The organism is Evansella clarkii (assembly GCF_002019695.1).
Classification (GTDB): domain Bacteria; phylum Bacillota; class Bacilli; order Bacillales; family Salisediminibacteriaceae; genus Evansella; species Evansella clarkii.
The window spans coordinates 3,960,402-3,979,675 of the sequence record NZ_KV917376.1; the positions used below are offsets into that span (position 1 = coordinate 3,960,402).

Annotated in this window: 21 protein-coding genes and 1 other annotated feature; of the genes, 3 read left to right on the top strand and 18 right to left on the bottom strand. The window is 39.1% G+C overall.

Translation table 11 applies throughout. The annotated features are described in order from the left end of the window. Positions 1-134: 134 nt before the first annotated feature. From tyrS to BK582_RS18555, 8 genes are all read right to left on the bottom strand, one after another. A complete protein-coding gene (gene tyrS, locus BK582_RS18520; RefSeq protein ID WP_078596461.1) occupies positions 135-1,379 on the bottom strand; it encodes a tyrosine--tRNA ligase in 1,245 nt (414 codons plus the stop codon). Between the two features lie 42 nt (positions 1,380-1,421). Further along, positions 1,422-1,640, bottom strand: a binding site (T-box leader). 20 nt (positions 1,641-1,660) lie between these two features. Continuing rightward, positions 1,661-2,104 (bottom strand): MarR family winged helix-turn-helix transcriptional regulator, encoded by a 444-nt coding sequence (locus BK582_RS18525; protein WP_078598132.1) that lies wholly within the window; start codon positions 2,102-2,104, stop codon positions 1,661-1,663. Positions 2,105-2,304: 200 nt separating this feature from the next. Further along, complete coding sequence (locus BK582_RS18530) at positions 2,305-2,667, bottom strand: DUF4181 domain-containing protein (protein WP_078596462.1); 363 nt, start codon at positions 2,665-2,667, stop codon at positions 2,305-2,307. 109 nt (positions 2,668-2,776) lie between these two features. Further along, positions 2,777-3,415, bottom strand: a complete 639-nt coding sequence (locus BK582_RS18535; RefSeq protein ID WP_078596463.1) for a uridine kinase family protein — start codon at positions 3,413-3,415, stop codon at positions 2,777-2,779. 20 nt (positions 3,416-3,435) lie between these two features. Continuing rightward, positions 3,436-4,023 (bottom strand): GNAT family N-acetyltransferase, encoded by a 588-nt coding sequence (locus BK582_RS18540; protein ID WP_078596464.1) that lies wholly within the window; start codon positions 4,021-4,023, stop codon positions 3,436-3,438. A 20-nt stretch (positions 4,024-4,043) separates the two neighbouring features. Beyond that, a complete protein-coding gene (locus tag BK582_RS18545; protein WP_078596465.1) occupies positions 4,044-4,226 on the bottom strand; it encodes a hypothetical protein in 183 nt (60 codons plus the stop codon). Positions 4,227-4,261: 35 nt separating this feature from the next. Beyond that, complete coding sequence (locus tag BK582_RS18550) at positions 4,262-4,939, bottom strand: hypothetical protein (protein WP_078596466.1); 678 nt, start codon at positions 4,937-4,939, stop codon at positions 4,262-4,264. A gap of 20 nt (positions 4,940-4,959) precedes the next feature. Continuing rightward, entirely contained in the window at positions 4,960-5,295 is a 336-nt protein-coding gene (locus BK582_RS18555) for a hypothetical protein (RefSeq protein WP_078596467.1), read from the bottom strand. 327 nt (positions 5,296-5,622) lie between these two features. On the opposite strand from BK582_RS18555, the gene BK582_RS18560 reads away from it, so the two are divergent. After that, a complete protein-coding gene (locus BK582_RS18560) occupies positions 5,623-6,447 on the top strand; it encodes an ABC transporter ATP-binding protein (protein WP_078596468.1) in 825 nt (274 codons plus the stop codon). A 214-nt stretch (positions 6,448-6,661) separates the two neighbouring features. On the opposite strand, the gene BK582_RS18565 is transcribed toward BK582_RS18560, so the two are convergent. The 6 genes from BK582_RS18565 to BK582_RS18590 all read right to left on the bottom strand — a co-directional run bounded on the left by BK582_RS18565 (position 6,662) and on the right by BK582_RS18590 (position 11,284). Beyond that, a complete protein-coding gene (locus tag BK582_RS18565; RefSeq protein WP_078596469.1) occupies positions 6,662-7,018 on the bottom strand; it encodes a DUF5412 domain-containing protein in 357 nt (118 codons plus the stop codon). Next, positions 7,015-8,328, bottom strand: coding sequence for a DUF4139 domain-containing protein (locus BK582_RS18570; RefSeq protein ID WP_078596470.1), 1,314 nt, complete (start codon positions 8,326-8,328; stop codon positions 7,015-7,017). Before BK582_RS18570 ends, BK582_RS18565 begins: the two co-directional genes overlap by 4 nt. Before the next feature lie 125 nt (positions 8,329-8,453). Then, on the bottom strand, positions 8,454-9,485 hold the full coding sequence (locus tag BK582_RS18575) for an HRDC domain-containing protein (protein ID WP_169911132.1): 1,032 nt from the start codon (positions 9,483-9,485) through the stop codon (positions 8,454-8,456). A 175-nt stretch (positions 9,486-9,660) separates the two neighbouring features. Beyond that, positions 9,661-10,482 carry an IS3 family transposase gene (locus BK582_RS18580; protein ID WP_244895429.1) on the bottom strand — a complete coding sequence of 274 codons (822 nt, stop codon included), beginning with the start codon at positions 10,480-10,482 and terminating at the stop codon, positions 9,661-9,663. Between the two features lie 53 nt (positions 10,483-10,535). Continuing rightward, entirely contained in the window at positions 10,536-10,850 is a 315-nt protein-coding gene (locus BK582_RS18585; protein ID WP_078596473.1) for a helix-turn-helix domain-containing protein, read from the bottom strand. A gap of 233 nt (positions 10,851-11,083) precedes the next feature. Continuing rightward, complete coding sequence (locus BK582_RS18590; RefSeq protein WP_078596474.1) at positions 11,084-11,284, bottom strand: hypothetical protein; 201 nt, start codon at positions 11,282-11,284, stop codon at positions 11,084-11,086. A 317-nt stretch (positions 11,285-11,601) separates the two neighbouring features. On the opposite strand from BK582_RS18590, the gene BK582_RS18595 reads away from it, so the two are divergent. Further along, positions 11,602-12,609: a YsnF/AvaK domain-containing protein gene (locus BK582_RS18595; protein WP_276328232.1), complete on the top strand. Its 1,008-nt coding sequence runs from the start codon at positions 11,602-11,604 to the stop codon at positions 12,607-12,609. Positions 12,610-12,717: 108 nt separating this feature from the next. Here BK582_RS18595 and BK582_RS18600 read toward each other — a convergent pair whose 3' ends face one another. Continuing rightward, positions 12,718-14,160, bottom strand: a complete 1,443-nt coding sequence (locus tag BK582_RS18600) for a hypothetical protein (protein ID WP_078596476.1) — start codon at positions 14,158-14,160, stop codon at positions 12,718-12,720. A gap of 61 nt (positions 14,161-14,221) precedes the next feature. After that, positions 14,222-14,494: a hypothetical protein gene (locus BK582_RS18605; RefSeq protein WP_078596477.1), complete on the bottom strand. Its 273-nt coding sequence runs from the start codon at positions 14,492-14,494 to the stop codon at positions 14,222-14,224. Between the two features lie 218 nt (positions 14,495-14,712). On the opposite strand from BK582_RS18605, the gene BK582_RS18610 reads away from it, so the two are divergent. Further along, complete coding sequence (locus BK582_RS18610; protein ID WP_078596478.1) at positions 14,713-16,176, top strand: phospholipase D-like domain-containing protein; 1,464 nt, start codon at positions 14,713-14,715, stop codon at positions 16,174-16,176. A 78-nt stretch (positions 16,177-16,254) separates the two neighbouring features. Here BK582_RS18610 and BK582_RS18615 read toward each other — a convergent pair whose 3' ends face one another. Then, on the bottom strand, positions 16,255-17,655 hold the full coding sequence (locus tag BK582_RS18615; RefSeq protein ID WP_078596479.1) for an OmpA family protein: 1,401 nt from the start codon (positions 17,653-17,655) through the stop codon (positions 16,255-16,257). A gap of 417 nt (positions 17,656-18,072) precedes the next feature. Next, complete coding sequence (locus BK582_RS18620) at positions 18,073-19,125, bottom strand: flavin-containing monooxygenase (RefSeq protein ID WP_078596480.1); 1,053 nt, start codon at positions 19,123-19,125, stop codon at positions 18,073-18,075. Between the last annotated feature and the right edge of the window lie 149 nt (positions 19,126-19,274).

Consider the following 19,274-nt stretch of genomic DNA (forward strand, 5'->3'; position numbering starts at 1 on the left):
AAATTATTCTTTTTTACGTATATTCACTTAGTAACTAATACTTTTACCAATAAAAAAACGAGACTAATTTTCACTAAGTGAAAAGGTCTCGTTTTTATCTCTAACTGGCGCAACTTATTAAATTTAAGCTATACTTAAATTTCTATCTTCTTAAATTTACGCTTCCCAACCTGGACAATTAATCCATCTGTTATGGAAACTTCTGCTCTTGTGTCTTCAATCTTTTCTCCATTAATCTTTACACCTTTGTTTTCAATCATTCTCCGTGCTTCACTTTTCGAATTTAACATTTGCAGCTCAACGAGAAGGTCAACAACTGAAACTTCCTTATTTCCCTTCCATTCAGCCACAGGGATTTCCTCGGGGATTGCTCCTTCCCGAAAAACAGACACGAAATGCTGTTCCGCTTTTTCTGCCGCTTCTTTCCCATGGTACATTCTCACAATTGTTTTCCCTAAAAGCATTTTGGCATCCCTCGGGTGCAGTTTTCCTGACTCAACATCTTTCTTAATGGATTCTTTTTGTTCAGGAGTAAAATCGGTAATTAACTCAAAGTATTTATTCATCAACTCATCCGGGATCGACATTGCTTTACCGAACATTTCCTGTGGGGCTTCATCAATACCAATGTAGTTATTTTTCGACTTGGACATTTTTTCAACCCCATCGAGTCCCTCCAGAAGCGGCATAAGCATTGCTACTTGTTTTTCTTTACCGAACTTCTCCTGAAAATGTCTTCCCATTAAAATGTTAAAATGCTGGTCCGTTCCCCCAAGTTCAATGTCACACTCCAACTCCACTGAATCATAACCTTGCATTAAAGGGTAGAAAAATTCATGGAGGGAGATTGGCTTGCCAAGGGCAATTCTTTCTTCAAAATCGTCTCTTTCCATTAATCTTGCCACTGTTATTTTTCCTGCCAGCTGAATCACATCTTCAAAGTTTAACTTGGAGAGCCACTCGGAGTTGTAATGAAGCTCGACCTTATCCATATCCATCACTTTTCCGAATTGCTCGAAGTATGTTTTGGCATTATGCTTTACTTCTTCATCTGTTAACGGTTTTCTCGCTACTGATTTTCCTGTAGGGTCCCCAATCTTACCAGTGAAATCTCCAATAAGCAATTGGATGATATGGCCATTCTCCTGAAACTGCCTCATTTTATTTAAAACAACAGTATGGCCCAGATGTACATCCGGTGCTGAGGGATCTAATCCTAACTTAATTTTCAGCGGGCGGTTTTCTAAAATGGATTTTGCCACCTTGACCTCTAATTCCTCTGAAGGGATAATTTCCTGCACACCATGCGTGTATATTTCCATTTGCCTTTTTACTTCTGCTAATTGTTCCTGACTCAGTTGTTCCATCACATTTGTCATTTTTATTTACCTCCTGAAATTAAATAAAACCATATTCATTTCTAAAGGGACGTGTTTTTCACGCGGTTCCACCCTTTTTGAAGAATATGGTCTTCCACTCAACGATTAACGGCTCGCCCGTCCTTTGTTTCATTTAAATAAACAGATTCAAAGGAAGTTCAAGGAATGTAATTCAGATTACCTTTGTATCGATTCGCAGCTACCATCGACTCTCTGGAACAGGGAGGTAATTCCTACTGGGTTTCCTATCATAACTTTTCAGCAGTATTCAATTGTTATATCTAAAATTGATTTTCTCTTATTACTCGTCTGAGTAATTCAGAGACATTCTTTTGTTCGTTTTCCGAGAGGCTGGAGACAATATCCACTTCCCCTCTGTGAAATTGAGGATAGAGCTCTTCCATAACCAGTTTTCCTTGATCTGTAATTGATACATAGGTGATTCTTCGGTCTCTTGAATCTGATTTTCTGTATACAAGCTCTTTCTTTTCCAGCGTCTTCGTTATATTACTTATAGTAGCTTTTGAGACCGCTGTTAATTCAGCAAGTTTCTTCGTTTCTACTGATTTCCAAATCCATAAGTCGTAGAGTATGGAAAACGAAGTCCATGAAAGACCATGCTTCGATAAAACCTCCCGTTCCATCTTATTTCTCAGGCCTTGCGCCACCCGGTAGATGTTCGTCACAACAGAAACAGCCTCAAGATCTAATGAATCCAGCGGCATTTTTGCCAGTTGATTAATCGTGTCTTTCTCTTCCGGCAGCAGCTCTCCATCTTCATTAAAGCTATATACTCTAACCACCTCCTTATGAATTTTCAAAATCGTTAGCTATGAAACGATATTACCAAAAAAAATATAGAATTGCAACCGGGACAGGTTCACTGTCCCGGTCGGTCGTCTTATAAATCATCAATGGTATTACATTAACCTATGCCTGAAAAATTCAGTATGTTCTCGATATTAATTAAGATAAATACTCCGACAATAAGTGAACACAAGGTAACTTGATATTCTCTGGAGCTTTTAATGAACTTCCATTCCATGAATGCCTGAAATCCCATAAGAGCAGTCACGTATGCAATTAACCCCAGTTTTAAATGTGCCGAGGTGTCAATAATAAAAGGAAGGGCCACAAGAAACAGTATTAAAATGATATTTCTTCCCCAGCGAAATGTTCTGTCTCCTGAAGTATCTGAAATCTTTGTTTTACTTTTAAGTTTTCTTGCAATAAAAAGCTCGAATAAACCAATAAATAATATGAAAACAAAGGTTAAGAAAAGATTCATATCTGCACCTCCTTATGCATTTTTTACGAAGCAGCTGGAATCCTGATGGTGAACTCCAGGCCATTAACTGTACTATGGCATTCGTCCCAAGGCATCGAAAATAAGAAAGTTAACTATGTATTGTTTTTTCCAGAATAGCCTCTTCATTGGAGTTCCTTATAACAAGATCAAAATTATTATGATATGAGTGCATAAATAAATCATATTGTATTCTCCGTTGTTTGTGAGATCGTTCTATATAATTCCTATCAGCGCCTCTCTCTGAGACATCACGAACTCCCCTTCTTATAAACTCCGTTTCCCCGTCAGTATATAAGTAAATGGATAAATCAAACAATTTTGGATTAACAAATGCTGCACTCATCCCCTCAACAATAGTTATATCTTTACTGGTAGAAATTATGGTACTTTTCGAATAATGAATGCCTATAGTGTAAAAATCAAGACCATCCCTCACCATCTTAATGTCTCTTTCCAACGCTGATACATAATGAGCATCAGGGTGACAAGCTGTCATTTTATAAGTATAAATTTGATTATTATATTCATACTCTATACTCGAGTGCTTTCTGACACCTGTAATAATATAAGGATCTGTATTTAAATAATTTACTTCTTTACTTAATAGTTTTATAAGATTATTTGCAAAGGTTGTCTTACCAGAGGCCCCATGGCCGGAAATACCAATGATCAACTTGCCCTTTCTATTCTTAATTAAATCAGCTGCATGTTGTAAAATCTGCTCCATAGTTCCCCTCCCTCGTTTATTTAATTTAACTGCTTATCATAGCAAATGCATTCATGAACTCTCTTATAACTGTTCTTCACTTTCTCTTTTTCATCACCAACATAATGAGCGAACGCCTGCACTATATGTATATCATCCATTTCGGTCGCTATTGAACCATCTACCTCTGGTCTCCCATCTATGAAAACGTGTAAGTACGACTTGATATTTTTAAAACCATTTTTCTCATACCAGTTGTTTACCCACTCATCATCTCTAGTCCAGGCTTCGAGGTAGTGGATTCCCACCTCCTGAGCAAGTTTCTCTGCTTCATACAATAACTGAATTCCTATTCCTCTCCTTTGATAATCCGGATGAACCGCTATATGCCATATCATTCCGCCAATGCCATTGCCTCTGGAACAGATTGTGCCTACCTCCACTTCATATTCCATGTCCAGAAGTCCTGCGATTTCCCCGTCAACTACTGCAACTAATTCAATAGATGGGTTTTCATAAGTTTCTTTCTGTCTTTTTACATTATCAAAATAGGCTGTATCAAGAAAGGCCAGCACCCTGCACCTGACCCAACCCTTTTCGTCTTTGGGTTCGTATCTTCTAATTTCCATAACCGCTCTCCCGCCTGTATTTATTCTTTATCTTTTTTTAAAGCTTTCTTTATTGCTGAGGCAATAAGTATGCCTATGAAACCAGCTATACTCATAGTAATAATAAGGCCCCAGTCGGTTTCCCCGCCTTGCAAAAAACTTAATATAAATCCAGTTACAATTACACCTAAAAACCAGGCAAGCCCAAATTTTAAGAAATACAATATATCCCTCCTTAGTTAAAAACAGATAGGGAATTTTATGGATTAGACACAAATATTTCTACATCCCCGTAAACTTTCCCATCTAATGAAACTTCAAATGTCCAAAAACCTCCTTCAGGCAGAGTAACTGAAACTTCCAGCCTCTCCATCTCTTCTTCACTTCTTACACGGGGCTCTGCCAGCTTGACTGTATCTTCTGTATCCTGATGTTTTGCTGTGATTGCTACCTCTTTTCCTGCATATTCCTCGTATTCTTCGAAAAAAGAAAAGACGTATTCAAACTCTTCTCCTGCAGTAAGTTCAGGGTCAGGTACCATGCGAAATAGTATGTCAAAATCATCTATAGCTTGATGGTATCTCATAAACCTGGATTCATAGAGTTCCAGGTATTCAGGAAGATTTTCCAAATCAGATGCTTCAAGATCGCTTTCATAAATATCTTTTAAAATTTCCTCGAGTCGCAGTTCCAGGTCTTCATGGGAATGCGTGAGGGCCTCATATTGTAATTCCTGTTCATAGTAACGGGATTCATATAATTCGGCTTTATACTCCAGGTCGAGAATTTCCTGACTTAACCGGTCATTTTTTTCCTTTAACTTCTGAAGTATTTCCCCATCTTCTCTTTCTGCTTGTTCCTGTGGCTCCTGGAAAACTACTAAAGTTGCGATAACTATGATAATAATAACCGCGAAACTTAAAACTCTTTTGTTCATAGGGGCCTCCGAATTCTTCTTCAATTACATTTTTCTGCCTCTTCTTTTTTCCACTTATTGTAGTTATATAACATTTGGACAGTAGTCCCCAATAAAGGAAGCAGTGCAAAGCTTACAAACACGATTAAACTCCAGTTATAGAAAAAATAAACGATGATAAGGAGAATGACTATAAATGGAAATAGCATTACCGTCCGAATCATTTTTCTTCGGTAACTAAGCTTAAAATAATTCAGCTCAAAACCTTCATCAACTTTGTCGTTTCCTTTATATAGTTTTGAGAAAACCACTCCAAGAATTAAAGTAACTGCTACTGATGTTACTATGGGAATAATAAAGAATTCGTTATCTGCCACATCCAACCCTCCCTGTTATTAGCATCTGGACGAAAACAGGGTTATCTTTTGCTTTTGCCCTTCGTTTTTAACTTAATTAACAAATTTATGAATACTACTCTCTGGCTATTTTAACATAAAATACCAAGTGAATAATAAACCCAATGTCCAAAATAGACCTCTTGTTACCGGACTTTTAATGAACAAATGAAACATTTCCTTCACATGTAAATGTGTCTATTTTTTAAATGAAAACGATTATCATTGACTATAAGCGAAATAGCAAATAAAATAGAAGTAGTCATTTTCGGTATCGAAATTTACGTCAACCGGCAGGGAGGGGTTCCGATGCATTCACTATCAGCTGAAAATTTAACACTGGGTTATGGAGACACGGTCATTATAGATGATTTAAATATTGAAGTTCCTAAAGGGGAAATCACTGTTTTTATTGGCGGTAACGGCTGTGGGAAGTCCACCCTGTTGCGTTCTCTGGCCCGTTTACTTAAGCCTAAAACTGGTGATATCTACTTGAACGGCGAAGAAATTGCCAAAATGAAGTCAAAAGAAATAGCTAAAAAGATGGCTATTCTGCCTCAAAGTCCTGTATCCCCTGAAGGGCTCACAGTTTATGAATTAGTGAAACAAGGGAGACATCCATATCGCTCTCTTATAAAACAATGGTCAAAAAAAGATGAAGACGCAGTAACCCGCGCCCTTGAATCAACAAACATGCTTCATTTAAAAGACCGGGCTGTCGATTCATTGTCAGGCGGCCAGCGCCAGCGTGCATGGATTTCACTTACTCTGGCACAGGAAACAGATATCATTTTATTAGATGAACCTACAACATATTTAGATATGACTCATCAGATTGAAATTCTTGATCTGCTGTATGATTTAAACGAACAAAAGGGCCACACTATCGTTATGGTCCTTCATGATTTAAACCTTGCAAGCAGATATGCTCATCATATTGTCGCTGTAAAGGATAAACAAGTTTACTCCCAGGGCAGACCTGAAGACATCATTACATGTCAGCTCGTAAAAGACGTATTCCAGATGAATTGCAACATTACCTGCGACCCCATTTTCGGTACACCAGTATGTGTGCCGCACGGGAAAGGCCGAACTGTTTATCCCCGGCAAGACCAAAAAGTGGCAAGTATATAAGCTTATTATAATGCAGTAAATGACCAAGGGCACGGAGACAATTTGACTCCCTGCCCTTGTTTTCATTATGGTTTTTTACACTTAATACTTCATCTAATCTGTCTTTTTCAAGCACCCAGGTATTAGGATCGCAAGCGTTTAAAGGAAATATTATTATTTAAAATAATGTTCTTTTTTTGAATAAGTCCCTGTTTTACATAATTTACAGCAATTATCAATTCCTGAAGTCAAATTTATCTTGTGGCACATAAAGAGTACGGCCATTAATGACTACCGTAACGTCATCAATCCAGTTAATTTCCGCATTTTCCTCCCGATAGTTCCAGTAAATATTTTTTGACTTCTTGTTACTCTTGTTAAAAACCAGTTCTCCTCTGATCGCATAGGAAGTGGTTGCTCCACCATCAACGATAAATGCTTTTAAGGTATAAGTGCCGTGCGGTGAAGTTTCTTCCTTAAGAAATTCTCCTGCAGGCAGCCTGCCCATGTCGAAAAAAAACCAGTAAATCCCATACCCTGCCAAACCGGAAAATATTAAACCAGAAAGAAGAACTATCTTTAAAAGTTTCATGTTGTTTTCCTTTTAACGTAAACATTCCGGTCAACGGCATACTTAAAAGTAATAACCGCTGATCCGTCCGCTTCCACATCTAAGTGGAAGTTTATTGTGCTGGAATCCATCTTCTCATATTCATGGCTTGACTCCACCATCTTCCAGCTCCGTTCATGTATTCTGTGTTCTATTTTTATCGGTGCTGCCGCATCCTTTTGGTTATGAATCTGATATTCATATTCTAAATACTCAATGCCCTCTTCTTCATAGCTGTCCTTTTCTAAGGAATCACATAATATATCAAATGCTTTACCTAAATTAAGAGAAATCGGCTGTTTTTTTGCTGTATGGGGAAGACTGTCTTCACCAACAAATTCAAGAAGAGCATCGGAGTCTTCCTGGTACACCTTCACTTTGCCTTTAGGAAGTGGAATTTCAAGATTATTTTCCTTGCTGTTTTCAATTTCCACTTTAATGTAAGGCTTCTCGGAATAGCGGTTCACTTCATAAAATTTGCGGTACGCTCCGTCTGCCACATTCAAAAAATTGATTTGCTTTTCCTGTTCGTCTTTAATCGTTACTGGCCTGTTTAATGTATACATATGGTGATCCGCAAAGCTCTTTTCTTCAAAACTCGGCTCGCTTTCACTGTAGACTATCCCTTCCTTATAATGGTAGTCCGGTTCAAGAAGCTTTATTTCTTCCACTCGGTTTACCTCTCCGGCAATCAGTTTCAGCTCCGCATTTTCAAAAGCCGCACCTGACTGATTGTTAATTGCTACCCACCCTGTCAGCTGAAAATCGCTCTCCTGCAGGTTTAATACGTAATTGGCATCCCAGGAAATACCTTTGGTAAGGTACGATACGTTAATCTGCTGATCAAGGGAAGACTTAGGAACCTTCCATAACAAGGCCGGCTTAGCGATCAGCCCTTCAGGCAGCGATGGAAGCACCAGCTCCCCTTCCGGATTAATGACGATTTCCTTCGTGTCCGTCCGCTCTCCGATAATTCCGTCACTGACACTCAACAGCCTGATTGACAGCTTTTCCTTTGTTTTTTTGTCAAAAACATAAATGGTTTTATCTAAATATTTTTCAAGTAATTTCGCTTTACTGACGAGATCATAATCATAATTTAATTCAAGCACAGGTACACCAGCCACGATAATAGAATCAGTTTCAATTTTTTTCGCAACATCTAAGTATTGGATCTCTTCACAAGCTTCCTGGCTAACCAGCAGCCGCTCCTCTTTCACCAGACCGAAGTCATCATTATAAATCGTGATGCTAAGCTTATTATTATGCTCGTTTGTAGATTTATATCGCATCTGCCTCTCCCCCTTTTTGGGACACAGGGACAGGTCCCCTGTCCCAGTAATGAAAAGTTTCCGTCCCTGTTTATCCTGTCAGACTCATAATTTCGGTATGCTTCCTGCAATCAATCACTAATCAATTAATACTTCCTCACAATTTCCAGAATCCCTGCCCCGTATTTTTCTGCTTTTGTTTTGCCAAGGCCTTTAATCTTCAGGAGCTCTTTTTTATTAGATGGCATCTTTTCAATAATATCGTCCAGAGTGGAATTATTGAAAATATAGTAAGCAGCAACGTTTTCTTTCTTCGCATGGTCAAGCCGGTATGCTTTTAGCTCTTCATATAGTTCTTTCATATTTTTTCCCGTTATAGGTTTTTCTGTTTCAACCTCTGGTACTGCTTCGACGGCAGCTGCAGTCTCCCCGTTCAAGTAACGAGACTTATCAAAATTAACTAGTTTATGATTTTTCATAATGAATTTTGATATATCTTTTATCCGATTATCTACCGCGTATGTCTTCTTCTTGCGTTCCTTCAAATCTTGTTTTATGTAATTTAACAGTTGGTCAGATCTGATAATTTTCCTGCTGATTTCTGCGGGAGCCTTCTTTTTGTCGAGGATCGTTTTCGGGTTGGCTAAAACTACGATGTTTTCCACCGGCATGGTTTTTATCAAGCCGTTTTCTTTAAGGAGGTTCTCAAGAAGCCTTGCATGACGTTCACTTTGTGTAACAGGACTGTACATGCCTTCTTTTTTATATACTCTGCCGCTTTTGTTTTTCAGTTTCCGAATGAATTCTCCGCTTTCGGTAACTTCAATATCTCCATAGAGCTTCTTTGTTTCAATGACATAAATAATACTATGGCTTATGACGATAAAGTCAAACTGAGCAGCATTATCCCCGCTCTCCAGCCTTACGTCATGAAGGCATAGCAGCGGCAGCATAGAATTATTCAGTTCAAAATATACGTTCGATTCACCAATGTGTCCGATCCGGAAAAGATTCAGATGAGTTTCTGCCAGAACTCTGTTTATGTTCGGATCAGTTTCCTTCAATAAGCTTTCCAACTGTTTAATATGCGCCGGACGGTCTGTGAACGGCTTTGTAAAAACAGGAGAAGTAATTTCCCTTTTATCACTCATCACCTGGAAGAAATCTTTCATCTTCATATTTATATTCTCCTTAATATTTATTAGCAAGATCATCTCTCTTCCTTAATTATACAGAAAGTTGGTAATAATTTCATATTTTCCTGACATTTATTCGACAGGTGCCAGTGGTCAAGCCCCTGGTAAATAGACAATAAACAAATTCGACAATTTAGGTTCTAATATTCGTTAGAACCTAAATTGCATGTAGATATCTTTTATGGTATTCCTTTGGGGATGCATACCCCATCTTTTTCTGTATACGTTCTTCATTGTAGAAGCGGATATATTTTTTAAAGTCCAATTGTACTTGCACTAAATTAGTAGTCGGATAAAAATGAGGAAACTCTGTTTTTAGTTGTGAAAAGAAACTTTCTATAACCGCGTTATCCCAGCAGTTTGCTTTGCGAGACATGCTAGGTATAAACTTCAGTCTTTTGCTTAACATATGGTAATTGGCAGAACGATAGACGCTGCCTTGATCACTATGGAGGAGCACATTCTCTAATGTAGATAGCTTTCTTTTCATTTTCGCGGCTATAATGGTTTCTTCAATAAGCTGTTGATTTGGGCTGAACCCACACTTAAAAGCAATAATTTCACGGTTAAAAAGATCCATGATCGTGGAAATATAGAGTTTCACGGAGTCTATTTCAACCTCCGTCATGTCTGTAACCCATTTTTGGTTAGGGTGACTCGCCTCGAAGTTTCTATCTAATAAATTGCTGTATACAAAGCCGGTGGCTTGTTTCTTTGTTAGGTGTGTTGCCTTTTTCTGACGTACTTTGGCTTTTAAGTTAGATTCTCTCATTAAACGTGCTACTTTCTTATGATTAATAATAACGTTTTTTGCTTTTAAAACCTGTGCAATTCGTTTAGCGCCGTATGTTCCTCCATACTTTTTATAAACCCGCTTAATTTGTTGTAGTTCTTTTTTCTGTTTTTTGGTCGTTTGTTTTTTTGGACGCTTCAAATAAGCGTAATAACCACTTGTGGAAACGCCTAATACCTTACACAAAATAACAACAGGGTAATCCTTTCTCAGATAAGAAATTGCCTCGTATTTTTTACTTATTCGTTCTTCTTGAGAAAGGCCTGGAACTTTTTTAGGATTTCATTCTCCTTTTCTTTTTCTTTGAGTTGTTTTTCTAGTTCTTTAATTCTTTTTTCAGCTTCAACCTGAGATGGCGAAGCTTTTATAGAAGTAGTAGAACGAGGGTTAATTAGTCCTTGTTCTCCTTTAAGCTTATAGGTATTTATCCACCTATAGATCGTATCACGGTGTAACCCAAGCTCACTTGCGATTACTGAAACTTGATCCCCTTCTTCCAATACACGACGTACAGCTGCCAATTTAGTTTCGACACTTACATGTGTTTTTCCCATAAAAAATAGCCCCCTTAAAAACTAGATATGTCGTACGTTTATCATACCTTACCTGTCCATTATAAGGGGGCTTTTCACAGGCACTTGTCGAATAATCTTGATCAACTATATTAATTTGTTATTAGAGAATTATCTGGGAGAATTTTTCCGGAGTCTTAAAGAGCATTGGAAGAAATATATAGACATGTACGAAAACAATAGATGAGGATACTTAAAGTTTTGATTCTTGAATATCAAAAATTGATAATGATCATCACCATTAAAATGAAAATTACAATTCCAGCCAGTGATCCATAAATCAGTTCCTTGAACACTTTGTCAGCATTTTTATTTTTTGCTTCATCGTTTTCAAAAAACAAACTTATTATACCCGCGGCAGTATCAAAGATTTTCCTTTCCTTTTTAGCTCCAGATTCATTTTTATCTTTTCCCACACATATTTATCTCCTTTTAAGCAATTTAATAGCGAAATATAAAATAAAACAGTAGTTTCATTACCTGAGCAAGAATAACCACCTTCTTACCTAATATTAGCATAACTCCCAACTCCTGTTTTGCCGTATTTCCTAAATTCGAACAACCAAGTCCACTTACTTCTTATATTTCCTGATTGTCATTCCTTCCCCTTGCCCTTTCAAGTTATGTTCATACCTTTTGACCCAGTTTTATAGATATGTGTATGGGAATAAGAACGGTGTAACAACAGGAATCACACAAAACTGAGGAGGCTGGTAAACTGGATAAAAATGTTATTGGTGTATATGAATCTGAACAGGAAGTAGTACAGGCAGTTGAAAGCCTTAAGATGGAAGGCTACACCCCAGAAGATATATCGCTTGTTGCAAACAGCGAAAATGCTTCCTGGCTGCAAAGCAGAACAGATGCCAGTATAGAATCTTCTGGTTCGGCTGGCAGCGGTGACGACAAATCCTTCTGGGAAAAAGCTAAGGACGTTTTTCTGGATAACGATACTAATAACAATTCTAATGGCTATTTTGACCGGTTAACTAATTTAGGCCTTTCAGAAAGTGAAGCACATGAGTATGATGCAGACGTGCGCAGCGGTAAAATTGTTGTACTGGCACCTGAAAATGGGACAGGCTTAGGCACCCAGGGCGGGACTCGCCAAACAGACTATGGCAACAACTTGTCGGCCAGCGACCCTGTAAGAAAAGAAGACACAACCAATGACACTAACTCTCTTACAGGAGCAACAAAGCCGAATCAAAGAAATTCTTTCGAAAATGGCTTAGGCAGCAGAACAAATGAAACTGAAGATGAAAAGAAATTTCGTCTACGCGAAGAAAGACTCGATGTGGACAAGGAAAACGTAAAAACCGGTGAAGTAGAAGTAAAGAAGGAAGTTCACGAAGAAACACAAAGAATAGATGTCCCGGTGACCCACGAAGAGGTTTATGTGGAGAAAAAGCCGGTTGACGGGAAGTCTGCTAATGTGGACGCCGATGGTAGAATTGAAGATGAAACAATCCGTGTACCAATTAAAGAAGAGAAAGTGGAAGTAAGGAAAAAGCCAGTGGTTACAGATGAAGTTGAGGTAGGCAAAAGAAAGGTTGAGGAAACCGAACAGGTTACAGACAATGTGAAGAAAGAAGAACTCCACGTTGACCGTGAAGGTGAAAAGGAGAACAGCAACGAATTTACTAAGGGCAGAAATTCTGCCGGCCTGTTTAATGCTAAAAACAGAGACAGGGAATCTGATAATCTGTTTGATGACGAAAGCAGAGACAGCAGGTTTTAATAGATTAAAGCCGGGCAAAATGCCCGGCTTTTCTGCTGCAGAAAGTTTTAATCTATGGGACCAATCTGCTGGTGACTGCCACAAATTCCTTTCACCCCAACGTTACCATTAATCCCGTTCTTTCATAATTCCTGTTTCCACATAACTAACTTCCCCTGTATGGGCATTGATTTTTTCAATATGTCCTCCCGTTTTAGGAAAGTCAACAATATAAGAGAGTGTGTAGATGTTCGGATTATCAAAATACTTTATACTGCGTGCTAATTTCAACTCTATCTCGTTAAAAAATCTGGCTTCTGCTTCTTTCAGAGGTATGACAGGTGCAGTGCTCAGTTTTTCTAATTCGGCAGTCTGTGCAGCAGTTAATCGTGTTATCAAGCATTCCCTTATGATTCCTGTAAACAGCCCAACATGAACGAGAGCGTTCCTTGAGTCGATTCGGAAACCTTTATATTCCCTGCTAAAAGCAAACATTTGCATAGGTTCGGTATCCAAAAACAACATTTCTTCATCTGATTCCTCTTCAAATTCCTTTTTACCTTGGCCTTCGCCAAAAAAATGCTCATTGTCAATCGCTATAACTGGTTCAAAAATTACGTATTTATCATGTATATTCCCTTCTGTTATCTCCAGAAATTCCAGTGCCTTTTGCTTAAGCTCCTCCATTTTAAATGGCAGAGCTTCTTCATCATATTTATATGGAACATTTGAAAAACTAAAGTATTCTGATTCCGTAGAGGAAATGGATATCAGCGGCTCTGCTTCCTCTTCTTCCCGATCAGCTGGATCTTCCCAAATAACCGAGCCGCCCTCCCCTGCCTTTTTCACCAGGTTTTCGATCACGCCCAGCATATTTTCTACTCTGCCAGTTGGGGTTACACGAGGAATTTTCTCTGCAGAAGTTTCATCCTCCCCTATAAATCCCGTTAAAGTCTCTATTTTTCCATCAACACCAACACCCATTACGTCTTCGTTAGAACAATAAACTAGCTCTGCCACAGGATCGGTATCCTCTTCATCGATAATTGGTATATGCAGTGCAAGCTGTACGTATCCAGACTCCCTTAATTTATGTTTTGCTTCCTCGCTCGTTATCTCAATTTCGGGGTATTCCAGTTCAAAGTCCTTCTGTCCTATATTGGCCGAAGTTAGTATTCCCTCTCTTGAAAAAGACAGTGTGCAACCTGTGTGAGGAAGTGGCAGACCGAGCTTTGGATCACTCTCCTCATACGTAACCATATAATTGTTTTCGCTCCACTCATTTAACATAGAGAATTGCACGTCCTGCTCAATAAATGAATCCACGAACAACTTTGCACTCTTTAATATTTTATTAACATTTGGAGGGGTGTCCAGCCTTACTTGCTGTACTTTATCTTCTTCAGGATCCATTTTATCGTAGCCTGAAAAACTCCCGTTATGGAAATGGACATAACCATAGACTTCTCCCGAAATTACATCGACAATTTCATTTGTGTATTCATCTTCAACTATCTTAATAACAGGACTTCCATTGATAAATGGCTGCAGCTTCTTTGCTAATTCTTTCATCGTCCAGCCTCGCTTCTTCAGGTAATTGGGGTACTGTCTGTACAGACGCGCATTGTATTTATTAACTTTTGGAAAACAACATTTGCTTTTTATTCAGTAAAAATATAAACAAGCCGCTGATAACTGCTGCTGCAGTGAAACTTAAGAAAATATAAACTGGAGATATAACCATCCCGAAAGCTGTTTCGCTTTGAAGCATCGTTACATTCTCATAGCTGGCCGCAATATCTGGCAGGTGGTTTCTCGTTTGTATGATTCCAAACAACAGGATCCCTCCAAGAAAAACGAAATGAAGAATAAGTGAACTAATGATTGCCTGAAAAACTAATTTCATTCTTATCCCCCCAGCACCAGATACTCTTATTTCATTTTATATTTTAACATGATTTTCCAGTAAGTCGTTATAAATAAAATACGAAGGAATTCAGCACATAAACAGACAGCTTAAAACCTTCCCCTCAATTGCCCGCTTGCTTGAAAACCCGTTATTCAGGGTAAAGAAATATATTAATTTGAAAAATCATTGGTAAATGAAGAACGGAGAAACTCAAAATGAAAAATCGGTTTACTTTTATTCTTGGCCTTTTAATTATTTTTGTTTATACAGGAACGATTATTTTTCACCAGCTGAAGCCTCTGCCTGAAGGGTTTTCGTACGCTGGTGATTTCCATCCCCTTGCTGACGGGGAGATAGAATTCATTTACGATCTTACCTATCATCTCGACGGAGAGGAACATTACGAGCATCATATTTATGAAAATATTGTGGAAGTAATAGAGGAAGCGGAGCATTTTTTAATCATCGATATGTTTATGTTCAATGAAATGTCGGACGAGGAACGTGATTTTCCGCCCACAAGTGCCCACCTTTCAGAAACAATTGCAAAAAAAATGGAAGCGCAGCCCGACCTTAAAGTCACTATCATTACCGATCATATTAATACAACTTACAGGTCACACGACGCACAGCATATAGATCCTCTCGAGGAGCTTGGTGCAGAGGTGATTTACACAGACCTCACCAGTCTCCGGGATCCAACCCCGCTTTATTCCGGAGCATGGCGGATGTTTTTCCAGTGGTTCGGCCAGGAAGGAACAGGGTGGCTGCCGAATCCGTTCGGCGAGAATTCACCGGATGTAACATTTCGCTCATACCTCAAGCTGGCGAACGTAAAAGCAAATCACCGGAAAGCGGTCATTAGTGAAAATGCCGGTCTCTATATGTCCTGGAATGCTCATGATGCGAGCAGCCTTCATTCTGATATCGCTGTTCGTGCAGAAGGAATGATTATAAAAGATATGGTTGAGGCGGAAAAAGCAGTTGCCGCTTTCTCAGGAAGCGACCTTTCCTCCTTTCCAACAGAAGCTGAATTAACAGAATTACTCGACTCACGTGAGGGGGTTCCATCTTCGGAAGAGGTCTCTATAGAAGCACAGGTTGTCACAGAAAGACAGATTGAATATGCGTTTATTGATGGTCTTGAAGAAGCTGAAGCCGGGGACATGGTCTGGATCGGTATGTTTTATCTTTCTGACCGGGATATTATTGAAGCAATCAACAATGCTGCCAGCCGTGGTGTAGAGTTTCGCCTGATCCTGGATCCGAACAAGAACGCTTTTGGCCAGGAAAAAATTGGTCTCCCAAATATACCAGTGGCTGAGGAATTGCTAACGAGGGAAGATGATAATATTCAGATACGCTGGTACAACACGAATGAAGAACAATACCACACAAAGATGGCGTATATTATTCGAAACGATGAAAGCCAGGTCATTGCCGGTTCCACAAACTTCACTACCAGGAACCTGAATAATTATAATCCGGAAAACAACCTGAATATCATTGCCGATCCAGACACTGAATTTATACAGAGTATCGACAGCTACTTCCACCGTCTATGGGAAAACGAAGACGCTGATTTCACTGTTTCATATGAAGAATATGCTGATTCTCTCAGCACTGCCAGGTATGTTCTCTACGTTCTGCAAAAAATCTTCAGGGTGACGACATATTAAATGAAAGGGTGTCCCAAAATCATTGGGACACCCTTTTTATTTGGTACCGGTATGATGTAAAGGAGAGGTTCTATTACTCTATTCTTCAGGATTAATTACAATCTCCACCCGGCGGTTTTGTTTTCTGCCTTCCTCGTCCTCATTTGATGCAATTGGGTCGGTTTCTCCAAAACCCGACTGTTCAATTTCAAGGCCGGACAGATCTCCGTTTTCGTCCAGATACGTTTTGACAGATTCTGCTCTTTCTTCGGAAAGATTCAGATTGTATTCAGCATCTCCCTGATTATCTGTATGCCCTTTAATGTGAACTCTCGTCCCGTCTTCAAGGCTTTCCAGGATGGTGATAATCTCGGTCAGGATGTCCTCGGCCTGGGCCTTTAAGCTGCTTTCGTCAAAATCAAAGAGAACGTCATCAGGAACATGGACTTTAGTTTCATCCCCTGAGCTTGTGAGATTACTTTCTTCTGGTGCCTCAAAATCCGGGGTCTCAGGGTAGATGATCTTTTGAAGCTTCTTACCGTCTCCGTCTTCAACAACGAATTCCCCCGAAATGTTTTCATAGTTTTCCCCGTACAGCTCCTCCGCCTGCCCTGGCAGAAGATTGAGGTTCATGGCATCACTTTCAAGCTGTATAAATCCTTCCGCTTTCAGATCACTATATCCGAGCCGCATTAAAAACGTCCCGTCAGGCTCCACTGTTGTTTTAAATGAAACCCAGTTTTGAGGAATAGATGCGCTGTCAGAAGAATAGTAATCTCCTTTAAGGCTTGTTCCTTCAATCAGGTTTGTACGGCCTTCAATGTAAAAATACTGATGATCATTTGTTACAGTTGTCTCTACCCATATTTCATTTTCCCCATAGTCAGAGGGACGTTCTTCCCGATCGGGCGGGGTAATGTGAAATTGCTTTTGATCATCTGTGATGAAAATTGTCTTATTCCCATAAAGCTTCTGACCTTCTTCACGCTGAAAGGTTTCCGTTTGATATACCTGCGCCCCTGTTAAATGTTCTCCCAGCTCTCCGTACAGAGCTGACAGATCATCGGGCTGATGGCTGGGGTCCATAGTAAGTTCTACGTCCATAAATCTATGTTCAATTGACGGAGGTGTGAACTGAAACGTAAATGCCCCATTTTCATCAACCTCTGTGCGCTGTCCAGTCCCTATCGGCGGTCTGATTCGAAAGGGATCCGAAAACATCCGCGCACTAATCACAGTCCCTTCGTGCAGGTTACTTGTTCCTGTAAGTGTAATCGCATCATCTGAAGCCTCAATAACAGCTTCAAATTCAAACTCTTCGTTTGTGGATGCTGCTTCCTCAGATGCATCAGTTTCAACCGGATCCTCAGCCTCCTCTTCTTCGGTGGCCTCATCCATTGCAGCCTCGTTTTCTGTGTCATCGGTGTTGACGGACTCTTCCCCTGAACAGGCGGCAAGTACGAAGAGAAAACCGATGCTTAAAATCATTTTTCTTTTCATCAAATCAACCCTATCTTTTTTTCTTTATAAAGAATAGATCAGTTTGATATTTTTTTCAATAATTTTCAAGTTTTTTTTCAAAAAGAAAGCTTATTTCCAGTGTCTTATAATTAATAAGACGTGAGAAGAATGAATCAGGTTAAGTAATTTAGTTAAAACTATTTTTCTTTTTTTTCTGACCGATATTTAATTAACAGCAAAATTAAAGTTGCCAGAAGATAAATCCACCACTGGATCCACAATCATGGGTTAACCTGTGATAAACCAGTTCCCTGGAACTCATGAGCATGAAAGAGACTTCGATTGGTGTTTACAAAAAGAGCAGAAAACAACAGAAATATAATATACCAATATCTCATTTATTCACCTCCCCTATCCAGTTGCGGCACTACAGCCGCTGCCCCCATTCCTTCTATATTAAGAATTTACATTGGAAACTATCGCCCGTACCAGATATTCTGCATCCATACCTGCCCCGCAAATCAAAGACGATCCCCGTTGGTATTGCCATGGTAATCCTGCAAAATAAAGCCCGTTAATCTCAGTAATTCCCCTCTCATGAACTGGTTTTCCATTTTCAGAAATAACACCCTCTATACTAATCCACTCGTATGAAGGGACGAAACCAGTTGACCAAATAATACTTGAAAATTCCCTCCTGGTGTTATCTTCAAATAGCACTTCTTTACCACGAACCTGTATAACCCTTGGTACTACATTAATTTCTTTATGTTTAATGAGTTTTTTTAATTCTTTTCCAAAAATCGGGTCATTCTGTTTTTGAAACCATTTTCCTTTTATTGTGTCTTTACCTGCATACAGCAGACCGGTCATGTCTAACCAGCTAAAGATACTTCTTCCGAGAAACTTTAAAGGCAAAAATTTGAATTTGTGGCCAACTGCTATCGTGACATTTTTTTGTTTTGCCAGCTCTGTTGCAATCTGTGCACCAGAATTTCCGCCTCCCGCAACTAGTATTTCATCTCCTGGCACTTCCGATGGTGTACGATATTCAGAAGAATGAACCTGGAAAATATCGGCTCCCTTATTAATCACATCAGGTATGAAAGCTTTTTGAAACGCTCCTGTTGCTATTACCACCTGTTTTGCATGAATATTCCCTTGATTAGTTTCTATATGAAAAGTACCATCGGCAAGATTATGTAATTTAAGTACATTAGTATTATGCCTAAAAGGAAGATTGAAGTGCTTCACATAGGTTTCCAGATAATCTGCCAGCTCATCTTTCGTTGGAAATTCTCCTGGAGCTCCTTTCATCTGTAAACCAGGTAAACTACTATACTCTCGTGGAGTAAATAAAACTAAAGAATTGTATCTCTTCCGCCAGGAGTCACCTGCACGACTATTACTGTCCAGAATTATAAAGGGAATCTGTTTCTCTCTCAAATAGTGTCCCACCGCTAAACCTGCCTGACCGCCACCAATAATGACAACTTCATAATCTGCCATTTCTTCCACTCCTCCAGCATTCATTCAAACGACTGTTTGAATATATTATATATGAGTTGCCGGGGAAAATGTATTGAGTTACGTAATTTTTTTTCACATATGATGTGTAAAATGAAGTCAGACATATTCAAACACTTCTCTCAAAATTT

What these genes read in the sequence shown, in the direction of transcription:
- tyrS (WP_078596461.1), bottom strand. Translation starts at nt 1,379, where the DNA reads ATGACAAATGTGATGGAACAACTGAGTCAGGAACAATTAGCAGAAGTA.
- BK582_RS18525 (WP_078598132.1), bottom strand. Translation starts at nt 2,104, where the DNA reads ATGCCGCTGGATTCATTAGATCTTGAGGCTGTTTCTGTTGTGACGAAC.
- BK582_RS18530 (WP_078596462.1), bottom strand. Translation starts at nt 2,667, where the DNA reads ATGAATCTTTTCTTAACCTTTGTTTTCATATTATTTATTGGTTTATTC.
- BK582_RS18535 (WP_078596463.1), bottom strand. Translation starts at nt 3,415, where the DNA reads ATGGAGCAGATTTTACAACATGCAGCTGATTTAATTAAGAATAGAAAG.
- BK582_RS18540 (WP_078596464.1), bottom strand. Translation starts at nt 4,023, where the DNA reads ATGGAAATTAGAAGATACGAACCCAAAGACGAAAAGGGTTGGGTCAGG.
- BK582_RS18550 (WP_078596466.1), bottom strand. Translation starts at nt 4,939, where the DNA reads ATGAACAAAAGAGTTTTAAGTTTCGCGGTTATTATTATCATAGTTATC.
- BK582_RS18560 (WP_078596468.1), top strand. Translation starts at nt 5,623, where the DNA reads ATGCATTCACTATCAGCTGAAAATTTAACACTGGGTTATGGAGACACG.
- BK582_RS18565 (WP_078596469.1), bottom strand. Translation starts at nt 7,018, where the DNA reads ATGAAACTTTTAAAGATAGTTCTTCTTTCTGGTTTAATATTTTCCGGT.
- BK582_RS18570 (WP_078596470.1), bottom strand. Translation starts at nt 8,328, where the DNA reads ATGCGATATAAATCTACAAACGAGCATAATAATAAGCTTAGCATCACG.
- BK582_RS18575 (WP_169911132.1), bottom strand. Translation starts at nt 9,485, where the DNA reads ATGAAGATGAAAGATTTCTTCCAGGTGATGAGTGATAAAAGGGAAATT.
- BK582_RS18585 (WP_078596473.1), bottom strand. Translation starts at nt 10,850, where the DNA reads ATGGGAAAAACACATGTAAGTGTCGAAACTAAATTGGCAGCTGTACGT.
- BK582_RS18600 (WP_078596476.1), bottom strand. Translation starts at nt 14,160, where the DNA reads ATGAAAGAATTAGCAAAGAAGCTGCAGCCATTTATCAATGGAAGTCCT.
- BK582_RS18605 (WP_078596477.1), bottom strand. Translation starts at nt 14,494, where the DNA reads ATGAAATTAGTTTTTCAGGCAATCATTAGTTCACTTATTCTTCATTTC.
- BK582_RS18610 (WP_078596478.1), top strand. Translation starts at nt 14,713, where the DNA reads ATGAAAAATCGGTTTACTTTTATTCTTGGCCTTTTAATTATTTTTGTT.
- BK582_RS18615 (WP_078596479.1), bottom strand. Translation starts at nt 17,655, where the DNA reads ATGAAAAGAAAAATGATTTTAAGCATCGGTTTTCTCTTCGTACTTGCC.
- BK582_RS18620 (WP_078596480.1), bottom strand. Translation starts at nt 19,125, where the DNA reads ATGGCAGATTATGAAGTTGTCATTATTGGTGGCGGTCAGGCAGGTTTA.